We start from the raw sequence: 20284 nt of genomic DNA, 5'->3' as shown, positions 1-20284 counted from the left end.
TATCCGCAGCCAGCGTTCGCGCGGACGAACGATCATCGTCGTGCTCCGTCAGGCGGCGATCGAGGCGGGCGCGGCCGCGCGATGCAGCAGCACGGGCACCGACTTCGACGTCGGCGTGTTGCACACGTCGCCGACGCTGTCGAGCGGCACGAGCGGGTTGGTTTCCGGGTAGTACGCGCCGATGCAGCCGCGCGGGATGTCGTATTCGACGAGCAGGAAGCCGTTCGCGCGCCGCTCGATGCCGTCGTGCCACACCGTTTCCATGTCGACCCATTCGCCGGCCGCGAGGCCGAGCATCGCGAGATCGTCGCGGTTGACGAACACCACGCGGCGCTGGCCGAACACGCCGCGATAGCGGTCGTCGAGGCCGTAGACGGTCGTGTTGTACTGGTCGTGCGAGCGCGTCGTCATCAGCGTCATCAGCCGTTCGCCGTGCAGTGCGCGGGCGCGCTGGATCGGCGTGTCGGTCGGCAGCGCGTGCGCGATGAAGTTCGCCTTGCCCGTCGGCGTCAGCCATTCGCGGTCGCGCGACGCGACGCGCAGGTGGAAGCCGCCGGGCCGCGCGATGCGCGTGTTGTAGTCGTAGAAGCCGTCGAGCGTCGCCTCGATCGCATCGCGGATCTTCGCGTAGTCGTCCTTGTACGCGAGCCAGTCGATCTTGCCGCTGCCGAACAGCGCGTGCGCCATGTGCGCGACGATCGCGGGCTCCGACATCAGGTTCGGCGACGCCGGCTTGTTCATCCCGTACGACACGTGGACCATGCTCATCGAATCCTCGACCGTCACGCCTTGCGCGACGTTGTCCTGCAGGTCGATCTCGGTGCGGCCGAGCGTCGGCAGGATCAGCGCGTCGCGGCCGTGGATCAGGTGGCTGCGGTTCAGCTTCGTCGTGATGTGCACGGAAAGCGCGCAGCGGCGCATCCCTTCCCACGTGCGCGGCGTGTCCGGCGTCGCCATCGCGAAGTTGCCGCCCAGACCGACCAGCACCTTCACGTGGCCGTCGAGCATCCCTTCGATCGTCTCGACGACGTCGTAGCCGTGATCGCGCGGCGGTTCGAAATCGAACACGTGGCCGAGCCGGTCGAGGAACGCCTGCGACGGCTTTTCCTCGATGCCGACCGTGCGGTTGCCTTGCACGTTCGAATGGCCGCGCACCGGGCACAGGCCGGCGCCGGGGCGGCCGATGTTGCCGCGCATCAGCATCAGGTTGGTCAGCATCTGTACCGTGGCGACCGAATGCTTGTGCTGCGTGATGCCCATGCCCCACGTCGCGATCACGCGTTCGCTGCGCGCATAGCGCTGCGCAAGCGCGTCGATCTGCTCGTACGGTACGCCGCTTTCGGCCGTCAACGCGGACCAGCTTTCGGCGCGCAGATCGCCGGCGAACGCGTCGAAGCCGGCCGTGTGCTCGTCGATGAACGCGGTGTCGAGTACGCGGGGCGCACCGGCGGCGCGCGCGGCGTCGTCGAGTTCCAGCACGCGCTTGGCCATCCCCTTGATCAGCGCGAAATCGCCGCCGATGGTCGGCTGGATGAACGTCGATGCGATCTTCGTGCCCGACATCGTCAGCATCTCGAGCGGGCTTTGCGGATCGGCGAAGCGTTCGAGGCCGCGCTCCTTCAGCGGGTTGATCGACACGATCGTCGCGCCGCGCTTCGCGCACTCGCGCAGCTCGCCCATCATCCGCGGGTGATTGGTCGCGGGGTTCTGGCCGAAGATCAGCAGCATGTCCGCATGCTCGAAATCGTCGAGCGTGACCGTGCCCTTGCCGACGCCGACCGACGCCGGCAGCCCGCGGCTCGTCGCCTCGTGGCACATGTTCGAGCAATCGGGGAAGTTGTTGGTGCCGTACAGGCGCACGAACAGTTGATAGAGGAACGCCGCTTCGTTGCTCGCGCGGCCGGACGTGTAGAACGCGGCCTGGTTCGGGTCGGGCAGCGCGCGCAGATGGCGCGCGATCAGCGCGAAAGCATCGTCCCACGCGATCGGCACGTAGCGGTCGGTCTGTGCGTCGTACACCATCGGGTCGGTGAGCCGGCCGTGCTGTTCGAGCTCGAAATCCGATTGTTCGAGCAGTTCGGTCACCGTGTGCGCGGCGAAGAATTCGGGCGTCACGCGCTTGCTCGTCGCTTCCGCGGCCACGGCCTTCACGCCGTTCTCGCAGAATTCGAACGTCGACGCGTGCTGTCGGTCCGGCCATGCACAGCCCGGGCAGTCGAAGCCGTCCGGCTGGTTCTGGCGCAGCAGCGTACGGTAGTTGCCGCCGGCGACCTTTTCCTTGATCAGGTTGATCGTGACGGCTTTCAGCGCGCCCCAGCCGGCGGCCGGGTGGGTGTACGGTTCGATGCGCGCGGTCGCGGATTTCTTTTTCATGATGCAGGTGTCGGGGTCGATGCGTGCAGAGTACGCGCGGCACCCGTGCGGCTGTGTGTACACCTGTTCACTTCAAAAAAGAGTACAGTTCCGGCCATTCATCCCGTGCGGATCGCAACTGTGTTGCTGAAGGGAAGTTGAAAGGGGAAGCGCGTGAAGCGTTACGAACAACTGGCCGACGATCTCCAGGCGCAGATCGAGCGCGGCGTGTACCGGCCCGGCGAGCGGATTCCGTCGGTGCGGCACGCGAGCCGGCAACAGCAGCTCAGCGTCACGACCGTGCTGCGCGCGTACCTCGTGCTGGAAAGCCGCGGCCTGATCGAAAGCCGGCCGCAGTCGGGCTACTTCGTGCGGGCGCGCGCGGCAGTGCCGGCCGACGCCGAACTGCATATTTCCGCGCCGGCCGCCGAGCCGTCGGCCGTGGACGTGAGCCGGCTCGTGCTGTCGACGCTGCGTTCGATCGCGCGCGACGACGCGGTGCCGCTCGGCTCGCCGTATCCCGACGCGTCGCAGTTTCCGGTGCAGCGTCTTGCGCGCTATGCGCAGGCGATCGGGCGGCGGCGCACGCGCTGGGGCGTGATCGACGACCTGCCGCCCGGCAACCAGGAGCTGATCCGCCAGATCGCGCGGCGCTATGCGGAGCGCGGGATCGCGGTCGAGCCGGGCGAGATCGTGATGACGATCGGCGCGACCGAGGCAATCAACCTGTGCCTGCAGGCCGTCGCGAAACCGGGCGATACGATCGTGGTGGAGTCGCCGACGTTTTACGCGATGCTGCACGCGATCGAGCGGATGGGCATGCGTGCACTGGAAGTCGCGACGCACCCGGGCGACGGCATCGATCTCGACGCGCTCGAGCGGATCCTCGCGCGCGAGCGCGTCGCCGCATGCATGGTGATGCCGAATTTCCAGAATCCGCTCGGCTTCCGGATGCCCGATGGGCGCAAGCGCGCGCTGGTCGAGCTGCTCGCGAAGCACGGCGTGCCGGCGATCGAGAGCGACGTTTATCACGAGCTGCACTTCGGCGACACGGCGCCGAGCGCGCTGAAGTCGTTCGATCGCGACGGGCTGGTGCTGCATTGCGCGTCGTTCACGAAGAGCCTGTCGCCGCGCTACCGGATCGGCTGGGCGATGCCGGGCCGTTACCGCGACCAGGTCGAGAAGCTGAAATTCCTGAACACGCTCGCGACGCCCGCGATCGAGCAACTCGCGATCGCCGAATACCTGAAACACGACGGCTACGATTTTCATCTGCGGCGCATGCGCAAGCTGTATGCGCAGCAGGCGAGCCTGATGAGTGCGATGGTGCGGCGTTTCTTCCCGGAAGGCACGCGGCTGTCGCAGCCGCAGGGCGGGTATGTGCTGTGGGTCGAACTGCCGCCGCGGGTCGATGCGATGAAGCTGTATACGCTCGCGCTCGCGCAGCGGATCACGCTCGGGCCCGGGCACATGTTCTCGGCCGGCACGGATTACCGGCATTTCATCCGGCTCAACTACAGCTACCCGTGGTCGCGGCAGATCGAGGATGCGCTGAAGGTGCTGGGGCGGCTCGCGTCGGAGTGCGCGGCGCGGTGAGCGCTGCCGGCCGGCGGATGTGGACACGCGTAGCCCGACCTGTGGCAGTACCACGATCAGATGGTCGAACAGGTCGGCCTGGATGGTCTCGTAGTCGGCCCACGTCGTCGTATCGGTGAAGCAGTAGAGTTCGAGCGGAATGCGCGCCGTGAACGCGGGTCGATCGGCTCCCGAATCGGCTCACCTTTGTGAAGGTATCCTTTGCATCGAGGTGAGGGCAGAGGGTGAATCCGCATCACCGCAAGCCGGCGTGCGAGCCGGTTGCCGAATGCGGCGTCTACAGGAACGCGATCGGCCCGAAGCCATGACGGCAGGCCGTCGCGTTTCGATGCGCGCGGTCGGCGATCCATGCAATCATGCGGACGTCGCAGGCGTCGTCGGTGTACCGCACGCGTTGGCGTGCGGCTCCTCCGGCAACGGTGAGCGACACGCGACACCGTTGCGCACCCGTTCGTGGCCCGTCACTTCGACTTCACGCATTTCACGCATGCAAGATTCCAATGAAAGCCGTCCGTCGCGCGTGCGGCTGCTGAAAGGCCTCCTCCCGATCCGTCGCGCGGGTGCCATCCGCGACATCTTCGCGGGCATGTCGCTCGCATCGATGGATATCCCGCAGGTGCTCGGCTACGCACGCATCGCCGGCATGCCGGCCGTCACGGGGCTCTACACGGTGTTCCTGCCGCTCGTTGCGTTCGCATGCTTCGGCGCGTCGCGCCATCTCGTGGTCGCCGCCGATTCCGCGACCGCGACGATTTTCGCGAGCCGGCTGTCGTCGATGGCGCCGGCCGGCAGCGCCGACTATGCGGCGCTCGCCGGCATGGTCGCGTTGCTGACCGCCGCGATGCTGCTGCTCGCGCGCATCTTCAAGCTGGGTTTCCTCGCCGATTTCCTGTCGCGTACGGTGCTGGTCGGTTTCCTCGCTGGCGTCGGCGTGCAGGTGTCGATCGCGATGCTCGGCGACATGCTCGGCGTGGCCGTGCCGTACCCGGCGTCGCGCAGCCTCGCGCAACTCGACTACGTCGTCATGCACCTCGTTCACGCGCACCGGCCGACGCTCGCGCTCGCGGCGCTCGTCGTTGTCGCGATTCTCGCGTGCAAGCGGTTCCTGCCGCGCGTGCCGATGCCGATGATCGCGGTCGCGGGCAGCATCGCCGCGAGCGCAACGTTCGGTTTCGCCGCGCACGGCATCGCGGTGCTCGGGCCCGTGGCGGGCGGGCTGCCGCCGCTGCGCTGGCCGTCCGTCACGTGGCAGCAGTTCCTCGATCTCGTGCCGGTCGCCGCTTCGTGCTTCGTGATGATCATCGCGCAGAGCGCGGCCGCCGCGCGGGTGTTCGCGCAGCAGTACGGCGAGGACGTCGACACCAATGCCGACATCCTCGGCCTCGCGGCCGCGAACGCGGCGGCGGCGCTCGGCGGCGCGTTCGTCGTCAACGGCAGCCCGACGCAGACGGCGATGGCCGACGGCGCGGGCGTGCGCAGCCAGATCGGGCATCTCGCGTTCGCTGCGGTCGTCGCTATCGTGCTGCTGTTCTTCAGCCCGACTCTGCAGTATCTGCCGCATGCGGTGCTGGCCGGCATCGTGTTCACGATCGCGCTCGGGCTGATCAACGTGCGCAGTCTCGCCGCGATCCGTCGGGAAAGCCCCGGCGAATTCACGCTCGCGCTGGTCACGGCCGCCGCCGTCGTGACGGTCGGCGTCGAGCAGGGCATCCTGCTGGCCGTCGCGTTGTCGCTGATGCGGCACGTGCGCCACAGCTACCAGCCGCACACGATGGTGCTCGAACCCGTCGCCGGCAACGGACGGTGGCAGCCGGTGCCCGCCCGGCGCGGCGCGATGACGGCGCCCGGGCTGATCGTCTACCGGTTCGGCGCCGACCTGTTCTTCGCGAACGATCATCTGTTCGCTGCCGAAGTCATCGAACTCGTCGATGCGGCGCCGGTGCCGCCGCGCTGGTTCGTCGTCGATGCGGGCGCGATCACCGACGTCGACTATTCGGCCGCACGGACCTTGGTCGATCTCGTCAGGGCGCTGCATGTGCGTGGGATCGGCGTGCTGTTCGGGCGCGTGAACCGCTATCTGCGCGCGGACATGGATCGTCACGGGATCACCGAGGCGGTCGGCGCGTCGTGCATCTTTGCCACGCTGCATCAGGCGCTGGAGGCGGCGGGCGCGACGCCCGCGCCGCAGGAGCCGGGCACGGTGTAGGGCCTGTTCACGCCGATAACGGGCCAGCCCCACGAACGATTTTTTCCAAACACGGGAACGTGCGTTACTAGCGTGAACACGCTCTTGCTCAGCAGCGCTACGCGACCGCGCGCAGGCGTGCGAAACCGTTGCGCAGGCAACGGGCTAGTTCCGCTGCGGCCGCCGTGTGCTGGCCGCGCGGCACATGCAGGTTGATCGAGAAATTCGGCAGCGCGGGCAGGCCGCTGCCGGCCGGCAGGATGTCGAGATCGGGCGGCACGGTGGACGCGAGCCAGACGGTCACGGCGAGATCGGCGCGCACGGTCGCGGCCGTGGCATCGAAGCTGCCGTTCTCGAACACGGTGCGCCACGCGCGATCGCTGCCGCGCAGTGCGTCGAGCACCGTCGGGCGGAACGCGCAGGTCTGCGCGACCATCGATACCGGCAGCGGCGAGTGCCGGTGCGCGGTGCCGCCTTTCGCGCCGACCCACACCAGCCGGTCGACGGCGATGCATTCGCCGCGCGACGATCCGACCGGCGCCTCGATCAGCGCGACGTCGAGATCACCCTGCTTGAGCCCGCGCCGCAACTCCGGCGATGCCGCGCACACGAGCGTGAGCGCGACGTGCGGATGTGCGTGCGCATAGCTTTTCAGGATCGGCGCGAGACAGGTGCCGACCAGATCCTGCGGCGCGCCCACCCGCACCGCGCCTTCGATCGCACCGGCGCTCAGGTCGGCGAGCAGCGCATCGTGAACGGCGAGCAGCCGGCGAGCCTGTTCGAGCAGCCGCTCGCCGGCCGCCGTCAGCAGCAGGTTGCGATGCTCGCGGACGAACAGCGGGCCGGACAGCATTTCGAGCCGCGCGACCTGCTGGCTGATCGCGCCTTGAGTGAGGTGCAGCGCGTGGCCGGCCGCCGTCATGCTGCGATGATCGGCGACCGAGACGAATGCGCGCAGCAGCGCGAGATCGAGATTGCGAGCCATGCTTCGCATTATGGATGCTAATGGAAGGCATAAAAAGCTTTCGCTGTCGTAATGGCGCAATCGCAGGTAAAAACGGGGCTTCAGTGACGACAACCGGGAGCCTTCGTGCCGCTTCACGACTATCTGCCGCTGGTGCTGTTCGTGATCGTCTCCACCGCGACGCCGGGTGGCGCGACGACGCTCGCGACTGCCTCGGGCGCTCATTTCGGCTATCGGCGTTCGCTGCCGCTGATGTCGGGCATCGCGGCGGGCCTCGCGTCGATGGCGGCGGCGGCCGCCGCCGGGCTCGGCAGTGTGCTGCTCGCGCTGCCCGCGTTGCAGCTCGCGATGAAGGCGGTCGGTTCGGCGTACCTGATGTGGCTGGCGTTGCGCATCGGACGTGGCGGCAAGCCGCGGCTCGATGTCGACGTGCACCGGCCGCAAGGGTTCGTCAGCGGCGTGTGGATGCTGTGGCACAACCCGAAAGGCTGGGCGATGACGCTCGGCGCGGCTGCGTCGTTCGCGGCGCTCGCGCCGGGGCCGGCGCGGCTCGGTGTGCTGCTTGGGGTGGCGTTCGGCGTGGCCGCGATGGCGTCGTTGTCGCTGTGGTGTTTCGCCGGGCTGCTGTTCGCCCGCGTGTTGCGCACGGAGCGGCAGTGGCGTTGCCTGAATGCGGGGCTCGGCCTGTTGCTCGTGGCGTCGATCGTGCCGATGTGGTTGCCGTAACAGGAAACCGCGCGCTCGGTGCGGCGCGGCGCCCGTTCAGCGCGAACCGGCCGGTGCGTTGCCGGCTCGCCGGTCGCCGCCGCCCGCACCGGCCGATCGCAACGGCAGCCGCAGCGTCGTCACGAAGCTCGCCGCATGCAGCGCGCACAGCAGGCCGAACGCCCACGCATACGCGACGGCCTGCGTGCCGCCGGCCGACGTCGCTTCGGCGTGCAGCCGCCACGCGAGAAACAGCGTGCAGAGCGTCGTGAACGTCGGGCCGCCGAGCCGCTGCACGATATTGAGCGACGTGGTCGCCATCGGCAGGTCGCGGCGCTCGACCGACGCATACGCGGCGGCGATCGACGGCGCGCCGATCGCGCTCTGGCCCATGCCGCGCAGGAACAGCGCCGGCACGAGCACGAGCGGATCGTAGCCGGTCAGCGCGACGAACACGAACGGCAGCGTCGCGGCGAGTGCGAGCAGCGCGCCGGCGGCGGCCAGCCGGCGTACGCCGAACCGGCTCGTCAGCGCGCCCATCGACGGATAGGTGACGAGCATGCCGAGCCCGAGCGGCGCGAGCAGCCAGCCCATCTCGCCCGGCGAGCGCCCGCACGCCTGGATCAGGAACACGGGAATCAGCATCTGGCCGGCATACAGCGCGCCATTCGACAGGAACTGCGTGCCGGCTGCCGCGCCGAACACGCGCGAGCGAAACAGCGCGAGATCGATCAGCGCCCGCTCGCCCTGGCGGCGCTCGAAGCGAAGGAACGCGACGAGCAATAGCGCCGAACCTGCGACCGCCGCGATGCCGGGCATCGAGCCGATCCGCTCGACGCCGTACAGGAACAGCACGAGGCCCGGCGACAGTAACGCGAGGCCGATCCAGTCCAGTTCGCGCCGCGGCGCGTCGTCCCGGTCGCCCGGCAGGAACCGCGCGGCCAGTGCGAGCGCGAGCGCGCCGACGGGCAGGTTCACCAGAAACAGCCAGCGCCACGACGTGTGCTGCAGGATCGCGCCGGCGACGACCGGCCCGAGGATCGGCGCGAGCAGCACCGGCACCGCCGCGTAGCCGATCACGCGCGCCATCTGCTGGCCGGCGACGCGCGCGATCATCATCTGCGCCATCGGCGCGAGCAAGCCGCCGCTGACGCCTTGCAACACGCGGAACGCGATCAGCGACGGCGCGGACCACGCGAGCCCGCACAGCGCCGACGTCAGCGTGAACGCCGAGAAGCACCACAGGTACAGCGCCTTCGAGCCGATGCGATCGACGAGCCAGCCGCTCAGCGGCAGCACCAGCGTCAGCGCGAGCAGGTAGCCGCTCGTCACCCACTGGATCGTCGACAGGCTCGCATGCAAGTCGGTCGCGAGGCTCGACAGCGACACGTTGACGATCGTCGCATCGAGCTGCGACAGCAGCGAGCCGAGCGTCGCGACCGCGCTGACTTTCCAGATCGACGGATCGAGCCGACCGGCCGCGTGGCCCGGCGTTGGCTGTCTGCGTGGCCCGCTCACGCGCTGCGTCGGTCGAGCAGCGCGACGATGTCCTGCGTCGTGCCCGTCTCGCCGAGGCGCGGGAACAGCCGCTCGACGCTGTTCGCGTGTGCGTCCGCGTTGAGGTCGGTCATCGCGTCGATGGCGAGCGTCACGTTGTAGCCGAGTTCGTGCGCCTGCCGCGCGGTCGATTCGACGCCGATGCTCGTCGCGACGCCGGTCAGCACGATCTGCGTGACGCCGGCTGCCTTCAGATGCGCGTCGAGACCGGTGCCGGTGAACGCGCCCCAGGTCCGCTTCGTCACGACGTGGTCGCTTGGCTGGCGGTTCAGTTCGGGCACCAGTTCGGTCCAGTCGGCGGGAAGCTGCGCCGTGCGCGGCGGTTGCTCGGTGCGACCCGGTGCGCCGCCTGCGACGTTGACCAGCACGACCGGCAGCCCTCGGCCGCGGAAGGCGTCGAGCAGTTCGCGGGCGTGGGCGATCACCGGTGCAACCGGGTGCGCGGTGGGGAGGGCGACGATGCCTTTCTGCAGGTCGATGACGACCAGCGCCGTGTTCGTGTCGAGACGGGTTGCGCTCATGATGGGCTCCGGGGAAAAGGCGAGGAAAGCCGTGCGCGAATGCTGCGTGGCGCACCGGCCGGGTTCATTGGTCGCCGATGCGGCGGATCAGCGGGATGGCTGCGGCAAGCGCGTCGATGTCGTGCGGATCGAGCTTCTCGATCGCGGCGCCGAGCCACTTGTGTTTCGCGGCGTTGCGCTTGCGTCGTGCGTGGAGGCCGGCGGCGGTGAGTTTGAACAGGATCTGGCGGCCGTCGGTCGGATGCGGTTCGCGCTCGACGAGCGCGTCTTCCTCGAGGCTCGCGAGAATCGCCTTCATCGACTGCGGCTTCATCGCCTCGGCGCGCGCGAGATCGGCGGTCGTCATCGGCCCGTGCCGTTCGAGCCGCGCGAGCGCGCTCGTCTGCGACATGCCGAGCCCTTCGGAGTCGATCTCCGAGCGCAGCCGGCGGATGAGCTGGCCGACCGCGAGGGTCAGGTCGGCGGCGACGGTTTCGGCGGAAACGCCGGGTTTGCGTGGCGGATTCATGCCGCGAATCATAGAACACGACAGTTAAACTTGCAAGTTTAACTGTCGAATTGATCGCCGGCCGACGTTACTGTCCGATGTGCGATTACGTGCGTCGATGCGCGACCGGTACGACTTCGCTGTATCGCGGGGTTGCGTTTTCGTGCAGCAGATCGCCGAGGTACTGGCCGAGTTCGTCGGCGGTGAGCGCCGATGGAATCTGCAGATTGGCCGGGCGCCGCTTGCCTTCGGTGCCGAGATCGAACACGGCCCAGCGGCCGTCGGTGCGCACCACGGCGAGCAGCCGGCCGAAGGCGTTGAAGCGGTATTCGTCCTGCATGGCGTCGCTCCCTTCATGTGAATGCGCCGGCTGCCTGCGTGTGTTTACTGGATCGAACAGGACAGCCAGCGATGGATTCGGATGGCGTCGCTCGACACGCCCGCACGCGTCGGCGCGCCGAGCAGCACGACCGTTTCGCGGCGGCCTTTCACGCGCATGCGCATCACGACGCCGTGCCCCGATTCGTTGATGAAGCCGGTTTTCTGCAGCCGGATCGGCAGGCGGCGGTGGCGCACGAGCGGGTCGGAATTCACGTACACGAGTTCGCCGTCGCCGGGGCGCACGGTGGTCGACAGGTCGGTCGAGAAATAGCGGATCAGCGGATCCTGCGCGGCCGCGCCGACGAGCCGTGCGAGATCTTCCGCCGTCGACACGTTGTGCGGCGACAGGCCGGTCGGCTCGCGGAAGTGCGTACGCCGCATGCCGAGCCGGCGCGCTTCGCGGTTCATCGCCTTCACGAACGCCGCGCGCCCGCCCGGATAGTCGCGGCTCAGCGCGGCGGCTGCGCGGTTCTCCGACGACATCAACGCGATATGGAACATGTCGCGGCGCGACAGTTCCGAGCCGACCTGCAGGCGCGAGCCGGTGAACTTGATCGTGTCGCGGTCGCGCGCGGTCACGCGCAGCACGCCGTTCAGCGGACGATCGGCGTCGCGCGCGACGACGGCCGTCATCAGTTTCGAAATCGATGCGATCGGCCGTACGGTGCGCGCGTTGCGCGCGAGCAGCGGTGTGCCGGAATCGACGTCGAGCACGTAAGCCGCGCGCGAATGCAGCGACGCGACCGCGCGCGGCGTATAGCCGCAACTGGCGAGCAATTTCGGTTTCGCGGGCGCGCGCGGTCGCACGGCGGTCGTGCGTTTCGCGCGCCGCTGCTGCGATGCGGGTGCCGCGTGGCGTTGGGCCGCTTGATGCGTCACGCGCGAGCGACGACGCTTGACGGCCTTTTTCTTGCGATGGGGTGTCTTCTTGACGGCCTTCGTATGGGCATGCGGCTGCACATGGGCGGTGCGATGCGGCTGCACGCGTTGCGCGGACGCATGCGCGGCGAATGCGAGCAGCAGGAACGACAGGGCGAGGATCAGGGTGGTCCGGGCGCGAGGCAGGCGCGCGATGAGGCCGGTCAAGCGAAAGTCTCCTTTTCACGCGCGATGCGGCTGCGCGGAATGCATGGGCGGTCAGCGGGTGCGGGAAATTATACGGTCGATCGCGGGGCGATGACGATTGCATCGGGCCGTCATTGGGTTGTTTCGTAGCGCCCCCGCTGTCTGATGCGACGATTCGCGTCGATATGCCGCGCCTGCGTGACAAGCGGTGGCCCGAGCGGCAAGATGGCGAAGCCATCCTGAGGAGGAACCATGTCCCGCCACCCGCACGTCTTGCATGTGCAGCCGCTCGCATCGCTCGACAGCCTGTCTGCTACAGGTGAACTTGTCGCCTTCAACGTGGGGCCGGACGATGCGTTGTATATGGTATTCGCACTGGAGCCGCTCGATGATCGAACCTGCTCGAACGGTGCGTCGTTTGCGAAAACGACACCGTCCACCTTGCAGCGGTACCGCGTGATTGCGTGGAAGGACGGAGCAATGCTGCTCGACCTCGTGATCGACAACGAACCGTTCAATATTCACGAAATCCAGCCGGTGGAGGACGATCTTCTACTCGTTTGCAGTCGGTCAGGTTATCGAGGGCCAGACGACTACGACCTAAACGGCCGGCTGTATCGCCGTGACGGCACGCCGTGCGGCGAAATACTGCTTGGGGACGGTATCGAGTCCGTGCAAGTCACGGCTACCGGGGAGATCTGGGCGTCTTACTTCGACGAAGGTGTCTTCGGCAACCTCGGCTGGGCTTCACCAGTCGGCGAATCCGGCTTGGTCGCCTGGAACAGGCACGGCGAGCAACGCTATGCATTCTCGCCACCTCAAGGCTTTGGACCGATCGACGATTGCTACGCTCTCAACGTGTCGGGTGACCACGACGTCTGGTTGTACTACTACAGCGAATTTGCGCTCGTCCGCTTGTTCGACCGGCAGGCAGTGGCGTCGTGGCGCATTCCAGTGAAGGGAAGTCACGCGTTTGCCGTGATCCGCGATCCTGCGCAGGAGGGCGCGTACGCGGCGCTGTTCTGTGGCGCTTACAACGATCGTGATGCGTTGCAACTCTTGCATTTGGGGGCCGATGGGGAAGTTCGGCCGGTGTGCACTTATCAAGTGAAGCGCGCGGATTCGGATCCCGTCGGAATTGCTCGGATGGTCGGTCGCGGCCAGGTTTTGTATTTCGTCGGCATGGACCACCACGTGTACCGGATCGATATGACTGCGTTGCTGGCGCGCAGCGACACTTAATTAACGCGGCCAGTTCCGCCGCGACACGACCGCGAAACTGATCGCGATCGAACCGGTCATCGTGCGCGGCGGTGCGTCTTCCAGCGCATCGCCGAAGCGAAAGCGGCGGCTGCGACCGTCCGTGCGTTCGGCACGGCGCTTCGGTGCGCGCGCATCGGCGGTCATGGCGCATGCGTTTGCATCCGCGATATCGGATGACGGCTCGGCCACGCAGTCGGCCGCTGGATCGAGGGACATGAAAGTGCGTTCCGGGAAGGGCATGTCCGTATTGAACGCCATTGCATTCGATCGGTAAAATGAATCTTTCGATCGTTATGATTCCATTAAAGAATGGAACTGAAACTGCTACGCACGTTCCTGACGGTGACCGAGCTGTGCCATTTCAGCCGTGCGGCCGATGCGCTGCACATGAGCCAGCCCGCGCTCAGCAAGCAGATCGGTGCGCTGGAGGCGAGCCTCGGCGGCAAGCTGTTCGAGCGCGGCCGGCATGGCGCGGAACTGACGCCGTTCGGCGAACGCTTTCTGCCCGACGCGCAGGCGCTCGTGCGCGATGCCGATGAAATCCTGGCGCGTGCGCGGGAAGCGACGAGCGGCCAGCGCGGGCATTTGCGGCTCGGCATCTGCCTGTCCGTGCTCACGCTCGTGCCGAAACTGATCGCCGAATTCCGTCGTCGCAATCCGGGTATCGCGGTGACGCTGAGCGACCTGTCGTCGTCCGAACAGACGCGCCGGCTGCACGCCGGCAAGCTCGATGCCGGTTTCCTGCGTTTGCCCGCCGACGAAGGCTTGTCGTCGTTCAAGGTGACCGACGAAGCGCTCGCGCTCGCGGCGCCGCCGCATCTCGGTTTCAAGCGCGTGCCGGCCAACCTCGACGTGCTCAACGAGATCGGCTTCATCGCGCTGCAGCGGGCGCGCGGCCCGGGACTGGCCGCGCAGATCGATCGGTGGTGCGTCGAGCGTCGCTTCGTGCCGCACGTGATGCAGCAGGCGGAGGACGTGCAGTCGGTGCTGACGTCGGTCGCGGCCGGCGTCGGCGTCGCATTCATTCCGTCGAGCGCGCAGTACCTGCTGCGCGACGCGATGGTGCTGCCGCTCGACGGCCGGGACGCGAAGTGGCGGGTGGGGCTCGCATGGCGGGCCGAGCGCGACGATCCCGTCACCACGCGTTTCGTGTCGTTCATGCGCGCCGCGCTCAAGGGCGCGTGACGCGGCGTATAGTGCTCGCGATGGTTGTCTCCATGCATGCCGGCCCGACGCCGGCCGACGAACCCGAACCGATGACTTCAGAATCCGACGAATCCCCGCTCGACCCCGCACTGGTCGCCACGCTCGCGACGCTGAACGAAGCCGCGAGCGATCCGGCCGGCAAGGCGTGGTCGCTGCCGAAGATCGCGAAGCGCGCGCAACTGCCGATGAGCACGCTGCGCCGTGTGCTGACGCAGCTCGACGCCGCCGGCCTGAGCGCGACGACGCTGCACGAGGACGGTACCGGCAGCGCCGCGCTGACCGACGAAGGGCGCGCGGTGTGCGCGCAACTGTTCGGCGCGAACGACGCGCAATGATTGAAAAACGGGCCGCTGATGCGGCCCGAGGCATACGGATGGCTCGACGCGGACGTCGCGCCGGCCCGTTCGTCGCTCGCGAGCACGGGCCGGCACGTCGTCATCGGCGCGACATCAGAACCACTGCTTGTAGCGACGAACGTAGATCGTCTTGACGATCTGCGCGAGCACGATGTAGCCGACCATCGTCGCGGCGAGCCACAGCCAGTAGGTGCCCGGCAGGTGCATGAAGCCGATCGCGTCCGCGAACGGCGAGAACGGCAGCCAGCAGCCGATCGCGATCGCGGTGAAGGTCGACAGCAGCACCGGCAGCGACGCCGTGCTCTGCAGGAACGGGATCTTCTGCGTGCGCAGCAGGTGCACGACGAGCGTCTGCGACACGAGGCTCTCGATGAACCAGCCCGAATTCATCACGATCTGGCCGCTCGCGCCGCCGTTCAGGTGATACAGCGCGCCCGCCCCGAACACGGTCCACATCAGGATGTACGTCGTGATGTCGAATACCGACGACGTCGGCCCGACCCACAGCATGAAGCGGCCGATGTTGCCGGCTTCCCACTTGCGCGGCTTCTTCAGGAACTCGGGATCCATCTTGTCCCACGGCAGCAGCATCTGCGACGTGTCGTAGATCAGGTTCAGCACGAGCAGTTGCGTCGCGAGCATCGGCTCCCACGGCAGGAACGCGCTGGCGACGAGCACCGAGAACACGTTGCCGAAGTTCGAGCTGGCCGTCATGTTCAGGTACTTCAGGATGTTGCCGAACGTCTCGCGGCCCTTGATCACGCCTTCCTCGAGCACCATCAGGCTCTTTTCGAGCAGGATGATGTCGGCGGTTTCCTTTGCGATATCGGCGCCGCTGTCGACCGAGATGCCGACGTCCGCGTCGCGCAGCGCGGGCGCGTCGTTGATGCCGTCGCCGAGGAAGCCGACCGTGTGGCCGTTCGCCTGCAGCGCCTTGACGATGCGCGCCTTCTGCAGCGGCGTGAGCTTCGCGAACACGGTCGTGCGTTCGACCACCTGCGCGAGCGTCGCGTCGTCGAGCGCTTCGATCTCGGTGCCGAGCATCGGCTTGCCGGGTTCGAGGCCGACCTGGCGGCATACCTTCATCGTGACGGTCGGGTTGTCGCCCGTCAGCACCTTCACCGCGACGCCGTTCTCGCGCAACGCGGCGAGCGCCGGCGCGGCCGATTCCTTCGGCGGATCGAGGAAGGTCAGGAAGCCGCGCACGACGAGGTCGTGCTCGTCGGCGGTGCGGTATTGCGCGCGTTCGTCGCCGCGCGGGATCGTGCGCGTCGCGAGCACGAGCACGCGGAAGCCGTCCTCGTTGTACGCGGTGGCCTGTTCGAGCAGCCGCTTGCGGGCGACGAAGTCGAGCGGGCGCACGCCGTCTTCATCCTGCACGTGCGTGGACACCGCCAGCATTTCCTCGACCGCGCCCTTGCAGATCAGCAGATGCGTGCCGTGCGTATCCTCGACGACGACCGACAGGCGCCGCCGCACGAAATCGAACGGCAGTTCGTCGATTTTCTTGTAACCCTGCGGCTTCACGCGGTCGCCGATCTCGTCGGCGCGCGCGACGATCGCGATATCGATCAGGTTCTTCTGGCCGCTCTGGTGGAAGCTGTTCAGCCAGCCGAGCCGCAGGATGTCCTCGTTCTTGTGGCCGGACAGGTCGAGGTGGTGTTCGAGAATGATCTTGTCCTGCGTGAGCGTGCCGGTCTTGTCGGTGCACAGCACGTCCATCGCGCCGAAGTTCTGCACCGAGTTCAGCCGCTTGACGACGACCTTGCGGCGCGCCATCGCGACCGCGCCGCGCGCGAGATTCGCGCTGACGATCATCGGCAGCATCTCGGGCGTGAGGCCGACGGCCACCGCGAGCGCGAACGTGAGGGCGCTCAGCCAGTCGCCCTTGGTCAGGCCGTTAATCATGAACACGATCGGCACCATCACGAACATGAACTTGATCAGCAGCCAGCTCACGCTGGCGACGCCGCGGTCGAAGCTCGTCTCGATGCGCTTGTGGCTCACGACGTTGCGCGCGAGCGAGCCGAAGTACGTGTCTTCGCCGGTCGCGACGACGACGGCCGTCGCCGTGCCGCTGACGACGTTGGTGCCCATGAAGCAGACGTTCTCGAGATCGAGCAGCGACGCCGGTGCATCGTTCGCCGCGCCGGCCGCATGCGTGCCCGCGGATTTGCCGGCCACCGCGCCGAGCGTGTCGTACTTCTCGACGGGCAGCGCCTCGCCGGTCAGCACGGCCTGGCTGATGAACAGGTCGCGCGACGCGAGCAGGCGCACGTCGGCGGGGATCATGTCGCCGGCGGAAAGATGCACGATGTCGCCGGTCACGACTTCGCGCATCGGCACCTCGCGGCGTGTCGGCGCCGACGTGTCGGTCATCGCGCGCTGCACGGTGGCCGTCGTGCGGACCATCGCCTTGAGCTTCTCGGCCGCGCGCAGCGAACGGAATTCCTGCACGAAGCGCAGCAGCGCGCTGATCGTGACCATCGTCAGCAGGATCGTCATGCCGACGTAATCGCGATCGTCGGGCGCCGCGAAATAGACGTCGGTGCAGAAGCTGATCGCGGCCAGCACCAGCAGCACGTAGACGAACGGGTTGTGGAACGAGAGCAGCAACTGGCGGGTCCAGTGCGGCGGCTTGTCGTGCGCGATTTCGTTCGGGCCTTCATGCTGCAGGCGGTCGGCGGCCTGGTCGTAGGTGAGACCGCGCGTGCTGGTGCGCAGCGACTTCAGCGTGTCTTCGAGCGGGCGGGCCGCTTCCTGCGCGGCACGCATGATGCGCGGGTCGGTCTGCTGGCCGGCGCCGGCCTTGATGAAGCCGCGCTGTTTCTTGTGCGAGGTGTTGTTGTGTCGTGTCGTCATGAGTCGCTCCTTGCGCACGAGGCGGCGGGCGGAGAGCGGCCGTGACGTTATCGACGCACGAGCGCTCCCCGCCGCGTCGCGTCAGGCGCGATCGGCTGTGGGTCGGTAAAGGCGGGAACGCTCGCCGGCGCGCGGGATGCGGACGGCGTGTCGATGCGTAGCGTCGCACCGGCGAGCGGTAATCGACTACTGTCGTCTGAGTTCATCTGCACTCCTGTCGGTTGCGGATAGTCGGCACGGGCGATCGGCAGCGGCGCGCGCAACGAGGCGCGCGGCCGGACGGCACGCGAACGGAGGGCGCACGCGGCTGGCGCCGCGCGCAACGCGAACGCACGCGCACGACGGTGCGTCGCGTGCATTCGACAACATCGAAAATTCGGGCGGGAGATCTGGCCGATAGTCAGGCCGGAAGGGCGCCGCATCCTGCTTCCCGGGATGCGGCAGAAGACGAGGCTCTGCGCGTTTTCCTCAGGCAGCAGTCAAGTTGGTGATGCACCAACTACAACTCGCATCGGTGTTCACAGAACACTCCATGTAACTAGACGGGGGCGATGGTAATGGCTCGCTGTGCGAAGCGTCAACCCTTTTGTCAGGCGTTATTTCGAGATACTCGATCGCGCCTGTGCGCGTTCGCAGGCGTATGCGACAGCCCGTCACGAAACAGCCGCGCGCATCCCATGTCGGCATGCGCGCGGCCGCGTCGAACGAGGTGCCCGTTACTGGTTCGCGGTCGCGACGGCGGCCCCTGCATCGAGGATGCCCGAGCCTGCCGGCAGCGCGGTGCACGACGTGCCGGCCGCGAGCTTCGCCGCGCGCGTGCCGCCCTGCAGCTTCTGCAGGATCTGCGCGGGCGTGAGGTTGCCGTTCACCGACAGCATCAGCGCGGCGACCCCCGTCACCTGCGGCGCCGCGAGGCTGGTGCCGTTCGCGGGGCCATAGGTGTCCGAGCCCGGCGTCGTCGTGCCGGTGTTCGACGTCGACAGGATGTTGACGCCCGGCGCGCTCAGCGCGACGTCGGCGCCGAAGTTGCTGAACGACGCGCGGCGGCCCGTCGCGTCGGTCGCGGCGACGGTGATCACGCCGCGGCAGTTCGCGGGCTGGTCGAGCCCGGTCGACAGGCCGTCGTTGCCGGCCGCGACGACCACGGTCACGCCCTTCGCGGTCACGTCGTCGATCGCCTGCTGGAACGTCGTGCTGCAGGCGCCGACCCCGCCGAGGCTCAGGTTGATGATCTTCGCCGGCCGCGGATTCGTCGGTACGCCGGCGACATTGATGCCGGCTGCCCAGCGCATGCCGTCCGCGATGTCGCTCGTCACGCCGCCGCACTTGCCGAGTACGCGCACGGGCAGGATCTGGCCGAGCCACGATACGCCGGCGATGCCGGTGCCGTTGTTGGCGGTCGCGCCGATCACGCCCATCACGCGCGTGCCGTGCCAGCTGCTGTTGCTGGGCTGGCTTGCGCAGTGATAGTACGGGCCGTTGACGTTGTCGATTTCCTGCTGCGTGACCCAGTCGCCCGGATCGGTTGCGTCCGGGCCGCGTGTCAAGCCGTTGTTGCTGGTGTTGACGTTGCTGATGAAGCTGTAGCCGGACAGCAGGTTGCCGACGAGGTCGCCGTGCGGCCGATAGCCGGTATCGAGCACGGCCGTGACGACGGTCGGCGAACCCTTGGTCACGTTCCACGCCGGCGGCAAGTCGATGCCGGCGGCCGGGTCGGACAGGTACCACTGCTGGTTGTAGAGCGGATCGCTCGGCGTGTCGCGGATCTGCATCGGGTGATCCGGTTCCGCGTAGTCGACGTCGCTGTCGGCCGCGAACGCCTGCGCGAGCGCGGCGGCATCGGCGGCGGCCATGCGCTGGCCGAGCGACAGCACGGCCGCGCCGCTCGAGATCGTTCGTTCGACCTGCACGTTCACCGGCGTTTGCGGGACCGTGCTCGCGTACGCGCGTGCGTTGCCGGTCACGGGCGCCGTCCAGCGCGTCATCGCACGCTGGATCACCGCATCGAGTCGCGAGCCGTTGTCGATGGTCGCCATCGCGCGCGTGGCCGTCAGCGTTTTCAGCTTGACGATGAGGTGATCGACCGGCGGCTCGACCGGCGCGGTCTGCGCGGCCATCTGCACGGCGGCCTGCTGCGACGTGCACGCATTGCCGCCGGACGATGTTGGCGGGGCGGTCGGGGTGGGTGCGGGAGCGGGCGTCGGAGCGGGGGCCGGCGTAGGTGTCGGTGCGGGGGACGCGTTGGACGAAGAAGGGTTGCTGCCGTCGCCGCCGCCTCCGCCGCAACCGGCGAGGGGCAGGAGAGCGGCGGCGGACAGCATACCGGCGAGCATGCGCGCATGGGCGGGGCGCGCCAGCGCGAAATTGAAGCGTTTGGCTTTCATGTTGAAAGTCGATCCTCGAAGATAACCGTCGTGCCGGCGGTGGTGCCTGGTCCGGCGCACACCGGACCTTGTTTTTGTTCGGCGCACGCAGGGCTGCTGCGACGCGCCATGCATTGGGTAACGGCTGATGAGGCGGCTTCTTGAATATGTTTTGTGTGAAAAAGGTGGGGAACGCAAACGATTGCGATGCTGTCCTGCAGCATGAACACGCGTTTGGAACGAGTGATCTGGTCATGCGGTGCAAGATTGCGGGCAGTCCACCCGGCGAAACGTGCGGCCCAGGCGCTTTTGCGCGCCGCGGAAACGATTTCTCTCGGCAAGGCTCGCGACGGAGCGCGCTTGACGCTTTCCCCGATGTGGTGCGAATTTTGTTGGGCGTACGATCGCGATTCGATCAACG

At 67.7% G+C, this 20284-nt stretch carries 17 protein-coding genes; 6 read left to right on the top strand and 11 right to left on the bottom strand.

Annotation, left to right across the window (positions count from 1 at the left end; all coding sequences use genetic code 11):
* Positions 1-48: 48 nt before the first annotated feature.
* Positions 49-2373 (bottom strand): FdhF/YdeP family oxidoreductase, encoded by a 2325-nt coding sequence (locus tag HWX55_RS11495; RefSeq protein WP_175975678.1) that lies wholly within the window; start codon positions 2371-2373, stop codon positions 49-51.
* A gap of 153 nt (positions 2374-2526) precedes the next feature.
* Between HWX55_RS11495 and HWX55_RS11490 the strand changes: the two genes are divergently transcribed.
* The gene (locus tag HWX55_RS11490; RefSeq protein ID WP_175975677.1) at positions 2527-3948 is read left to right on the top strand and encodes a PLP-dependent aminotransferase family protein; all 1422 of its coding nucleotides are present in this window, start codon (positions 2527-2529) and stop codon (positions 3946-3948) included.
* Positions 3949-4435: 487 nt separating this feature from the next.
* On the top strand, positions 4436-6154 hold the full coding sequence (locus HWX55_RS11485) for a SulP family inorganic anion transporter (RefSeq protein ID WP_175975676.1): 1719 nt from the start codon (positions 4436-4438) through the stop codon (positions 6152-6154).
* Positions 6155-6251: 97 nt separating this feature from the next.
* Here HWX55_RS11485 and HWX55_RS11480 read toward each other — a convergent pair whose 3' ends face one another.
* Positions 6252-7127: a LysR substrate-binding domain-containing protein gene (locus HWX55_RS11480; RefSeq protein WP_175975675.1), complete on the bottom strand. Its 876-nt coding sequence runs from the start codon at positions 7125-7127 to the stop codon at positions 6252-6254.
* Between the two features lie 96 nt (positions 7128-7223).
* Between HWX55_RS11480 and HWX55_RS11475 the strand changes: the two genes are divergently transcribed.
* Complete coding sequence (locus HWX55_RS11475; protein ID WP_175975674.1) at positions 7224-7823, top strand: LysE family transporter; 600 nt, start codon at positions 7224-7226, stop codon at positions 7821-7823.
* Positions 7824-7859: 36 nt separating this feature from the next.
* Here HWX55_RS11475 and HWX55_RS11470 read toward each other — a convergent pair whose 3' ends face one another.
* From HWX55_RS11470 to HWX55_RS11450, 5 genes are all read right to left on the bottom strand, one after another.
* A complete protein-coding gene (locus HWX55_RS11470; RefSeq protein WP_175975673.1) occupies positions 7860-9320 on the bottom strand; it encodes a DHA2 family efflux MFS transporter permease subunit in 1461 nt (486 codons plus the stop codon).
* Positions 9317-9880 carry an isochorismatase family protein gene (locus HWX55_RS11465; protein WP_175975672.1) on the bottom strand — a complete coding sequence of 188 codons (564 nt, stop codon included), beginning with the start codon at positions 9878-9880 and terminating at the stop codon, positions 9317-9319. The genes HWX55_RS11470 and HWX55_RS11465 overlap by 4 nt, the downstream gene beginning before the upstream one ends.
* A 64-nt stretch (positions 9881-9944) precedes the next feature.
* Positions 9945-10400, bottom strand: a complete 456-nt coding sequence (locus tag HWX55_RS11460) for a MarR family transcriptional regulator (protein WP_175975671.1) — start codon at positions 10398-10400, stop codon at positions 9945-9947.
* A gap of 73 nt (positions 10401-10473) precedes the next feature.
* The gene (locus tag HWX55_RS11455; RefSeq protein ID WP_175975670.1) at positions 10474-10707 is read right to left on the bottom strand and encodes a hypothetical protein; all 234 of its coding nucleotides are present in this window, start codon (positions 10705-10707) and stop codon (positions 10474-10476) included.
* A gap of 44 nt (positions 10708-10751) precedes the next feature.
* Positions 10752-11834: a serine hydrolase gene (locus tag HWX55_RS11450; protein WP_175975669.1), complete on the bottom strand. Its 1083-nt coding sequence runs from the start codon at positions 11832-11834 to the stop codon at positions 10752-10754.
* A gap of 231 nt (positions 11835-12065) precedes the next feature.
* Between HWX55_RS11450 and HWX55_RS11445 the strand changes: the two genes are divergently transcribed.
* The gene (locus HWX55_RS11445; protein ID WP_175975668.1) at positions 12066-13055 is read left to right on the top strand and encodes a hypothetical protein; all 990 of its coding nucleotides are present in this window, start codon (positions 12066-12068) and stop codon (positions 13053-13055) included.
* Here the strand turns inward: HWX55_RS11445 and HWX55_RS11440 are convergent, their stop codons facing one another.
* Positions 13056-13334 carry a hypothetical protein gene (locus tag HWX55_RS11440; protein ID WP_175975667.1) on the bottom strand — a complete coding sequence of 93 codons (279 nt, stop codon included), beginning with the start codon at positions 13332-13334 and terminating at the stop codon, positions 13056-13058.
* A gap of 51 nt (positions 13335-13385) precedes the next feature.
* Here HWX55_RS11440 and HWX55_RS11435 point away from each other — a divergent pair, with 51 nt between their 5' ends.
* The gene (locus HWX55_RS11435) at positions 13386-14261 is read left to right on the top strand and encodes a LysR family transcriptional regulator (RefSeq protein WP_175975666.1); all 876 of its coding nucleotides are present in this window, start codon (positions 13386-13388) and stop codon (positions 14259-14261) included.
* A gap of 71 nt (positions 14262-14332) precedes the next feature.
* Positions 14333-14617, top strand: coding sequence for a transcriptional regulator (locus HWX55_RS11430; protein ID WP_175975665.1), 285 nt, complete (start codon positions 14333-14335; stop codon positions 14615-14617).
* A gap of 114 nt (positions 14618-14731) precedes the next feature.
* Here HWX55_RS11430 and mgtA read toward each other — a convergent pair whose 3' ends face one another.
* The 3 genes from mgtA to HWX55_RS11415 form a co-directional block, all read right to left on the bottom strand.
* Positions 14732-17500 carry a magnesium-translocating P-type ATPase gene (mgtA, locus tag HWX55_RS11425; RefSeq protein ID WP_175975664.1) on the bottom strand — a complete coding sequence of 923 codons (2769 nt, stop codon included), beginning with the start codon at positions 17498-17500 and terminating at the stop codon, positions 14732-14734.
* A gap of 716 nt (positions 17501-18216) precedes the next feature.
* Positions 18217-19884, bottom strand: a complete 1668-nt coding sequence (locus HWX55_RS11420; RefSeq protein ID WP_175975663.1) for a S8 family peptidase — start codon at positions 19882-19884, stop codon at positions 18217-18219.
* Positions 19881-20282, bottom strand: a complete 402-nt coding sequence (locus HWX55_RS11415) for a hypothetical protein (protein ID WP_175975662.1) — start codon at positions 20280-20282, stop codon at positions 19881-19883. Before HWX55_RS11415 ends, HWX55_RS11420 begins: the two co-directional genes overlap by 4 nt.
* Between the last annotated feature and the right edge of the window lie 2 nt (positions 20283-20284).

The sequence above is a fragment of the Burkholderia sp. BCC1047 genome (genome assembly GCF_902833155.1).
GTDB classification, from domain to species: domain Bacteria; phylum Pseudomonadota; class Gammaproteobacteria; order Burkholderiales; family Burkholderiaceae; genus Burkholderia; species Burkholderia sola.
Note: the sequence above shows the minus strand (reverse complement) of the source record. Positions and strands in the feature narration are given on the sequence as shown.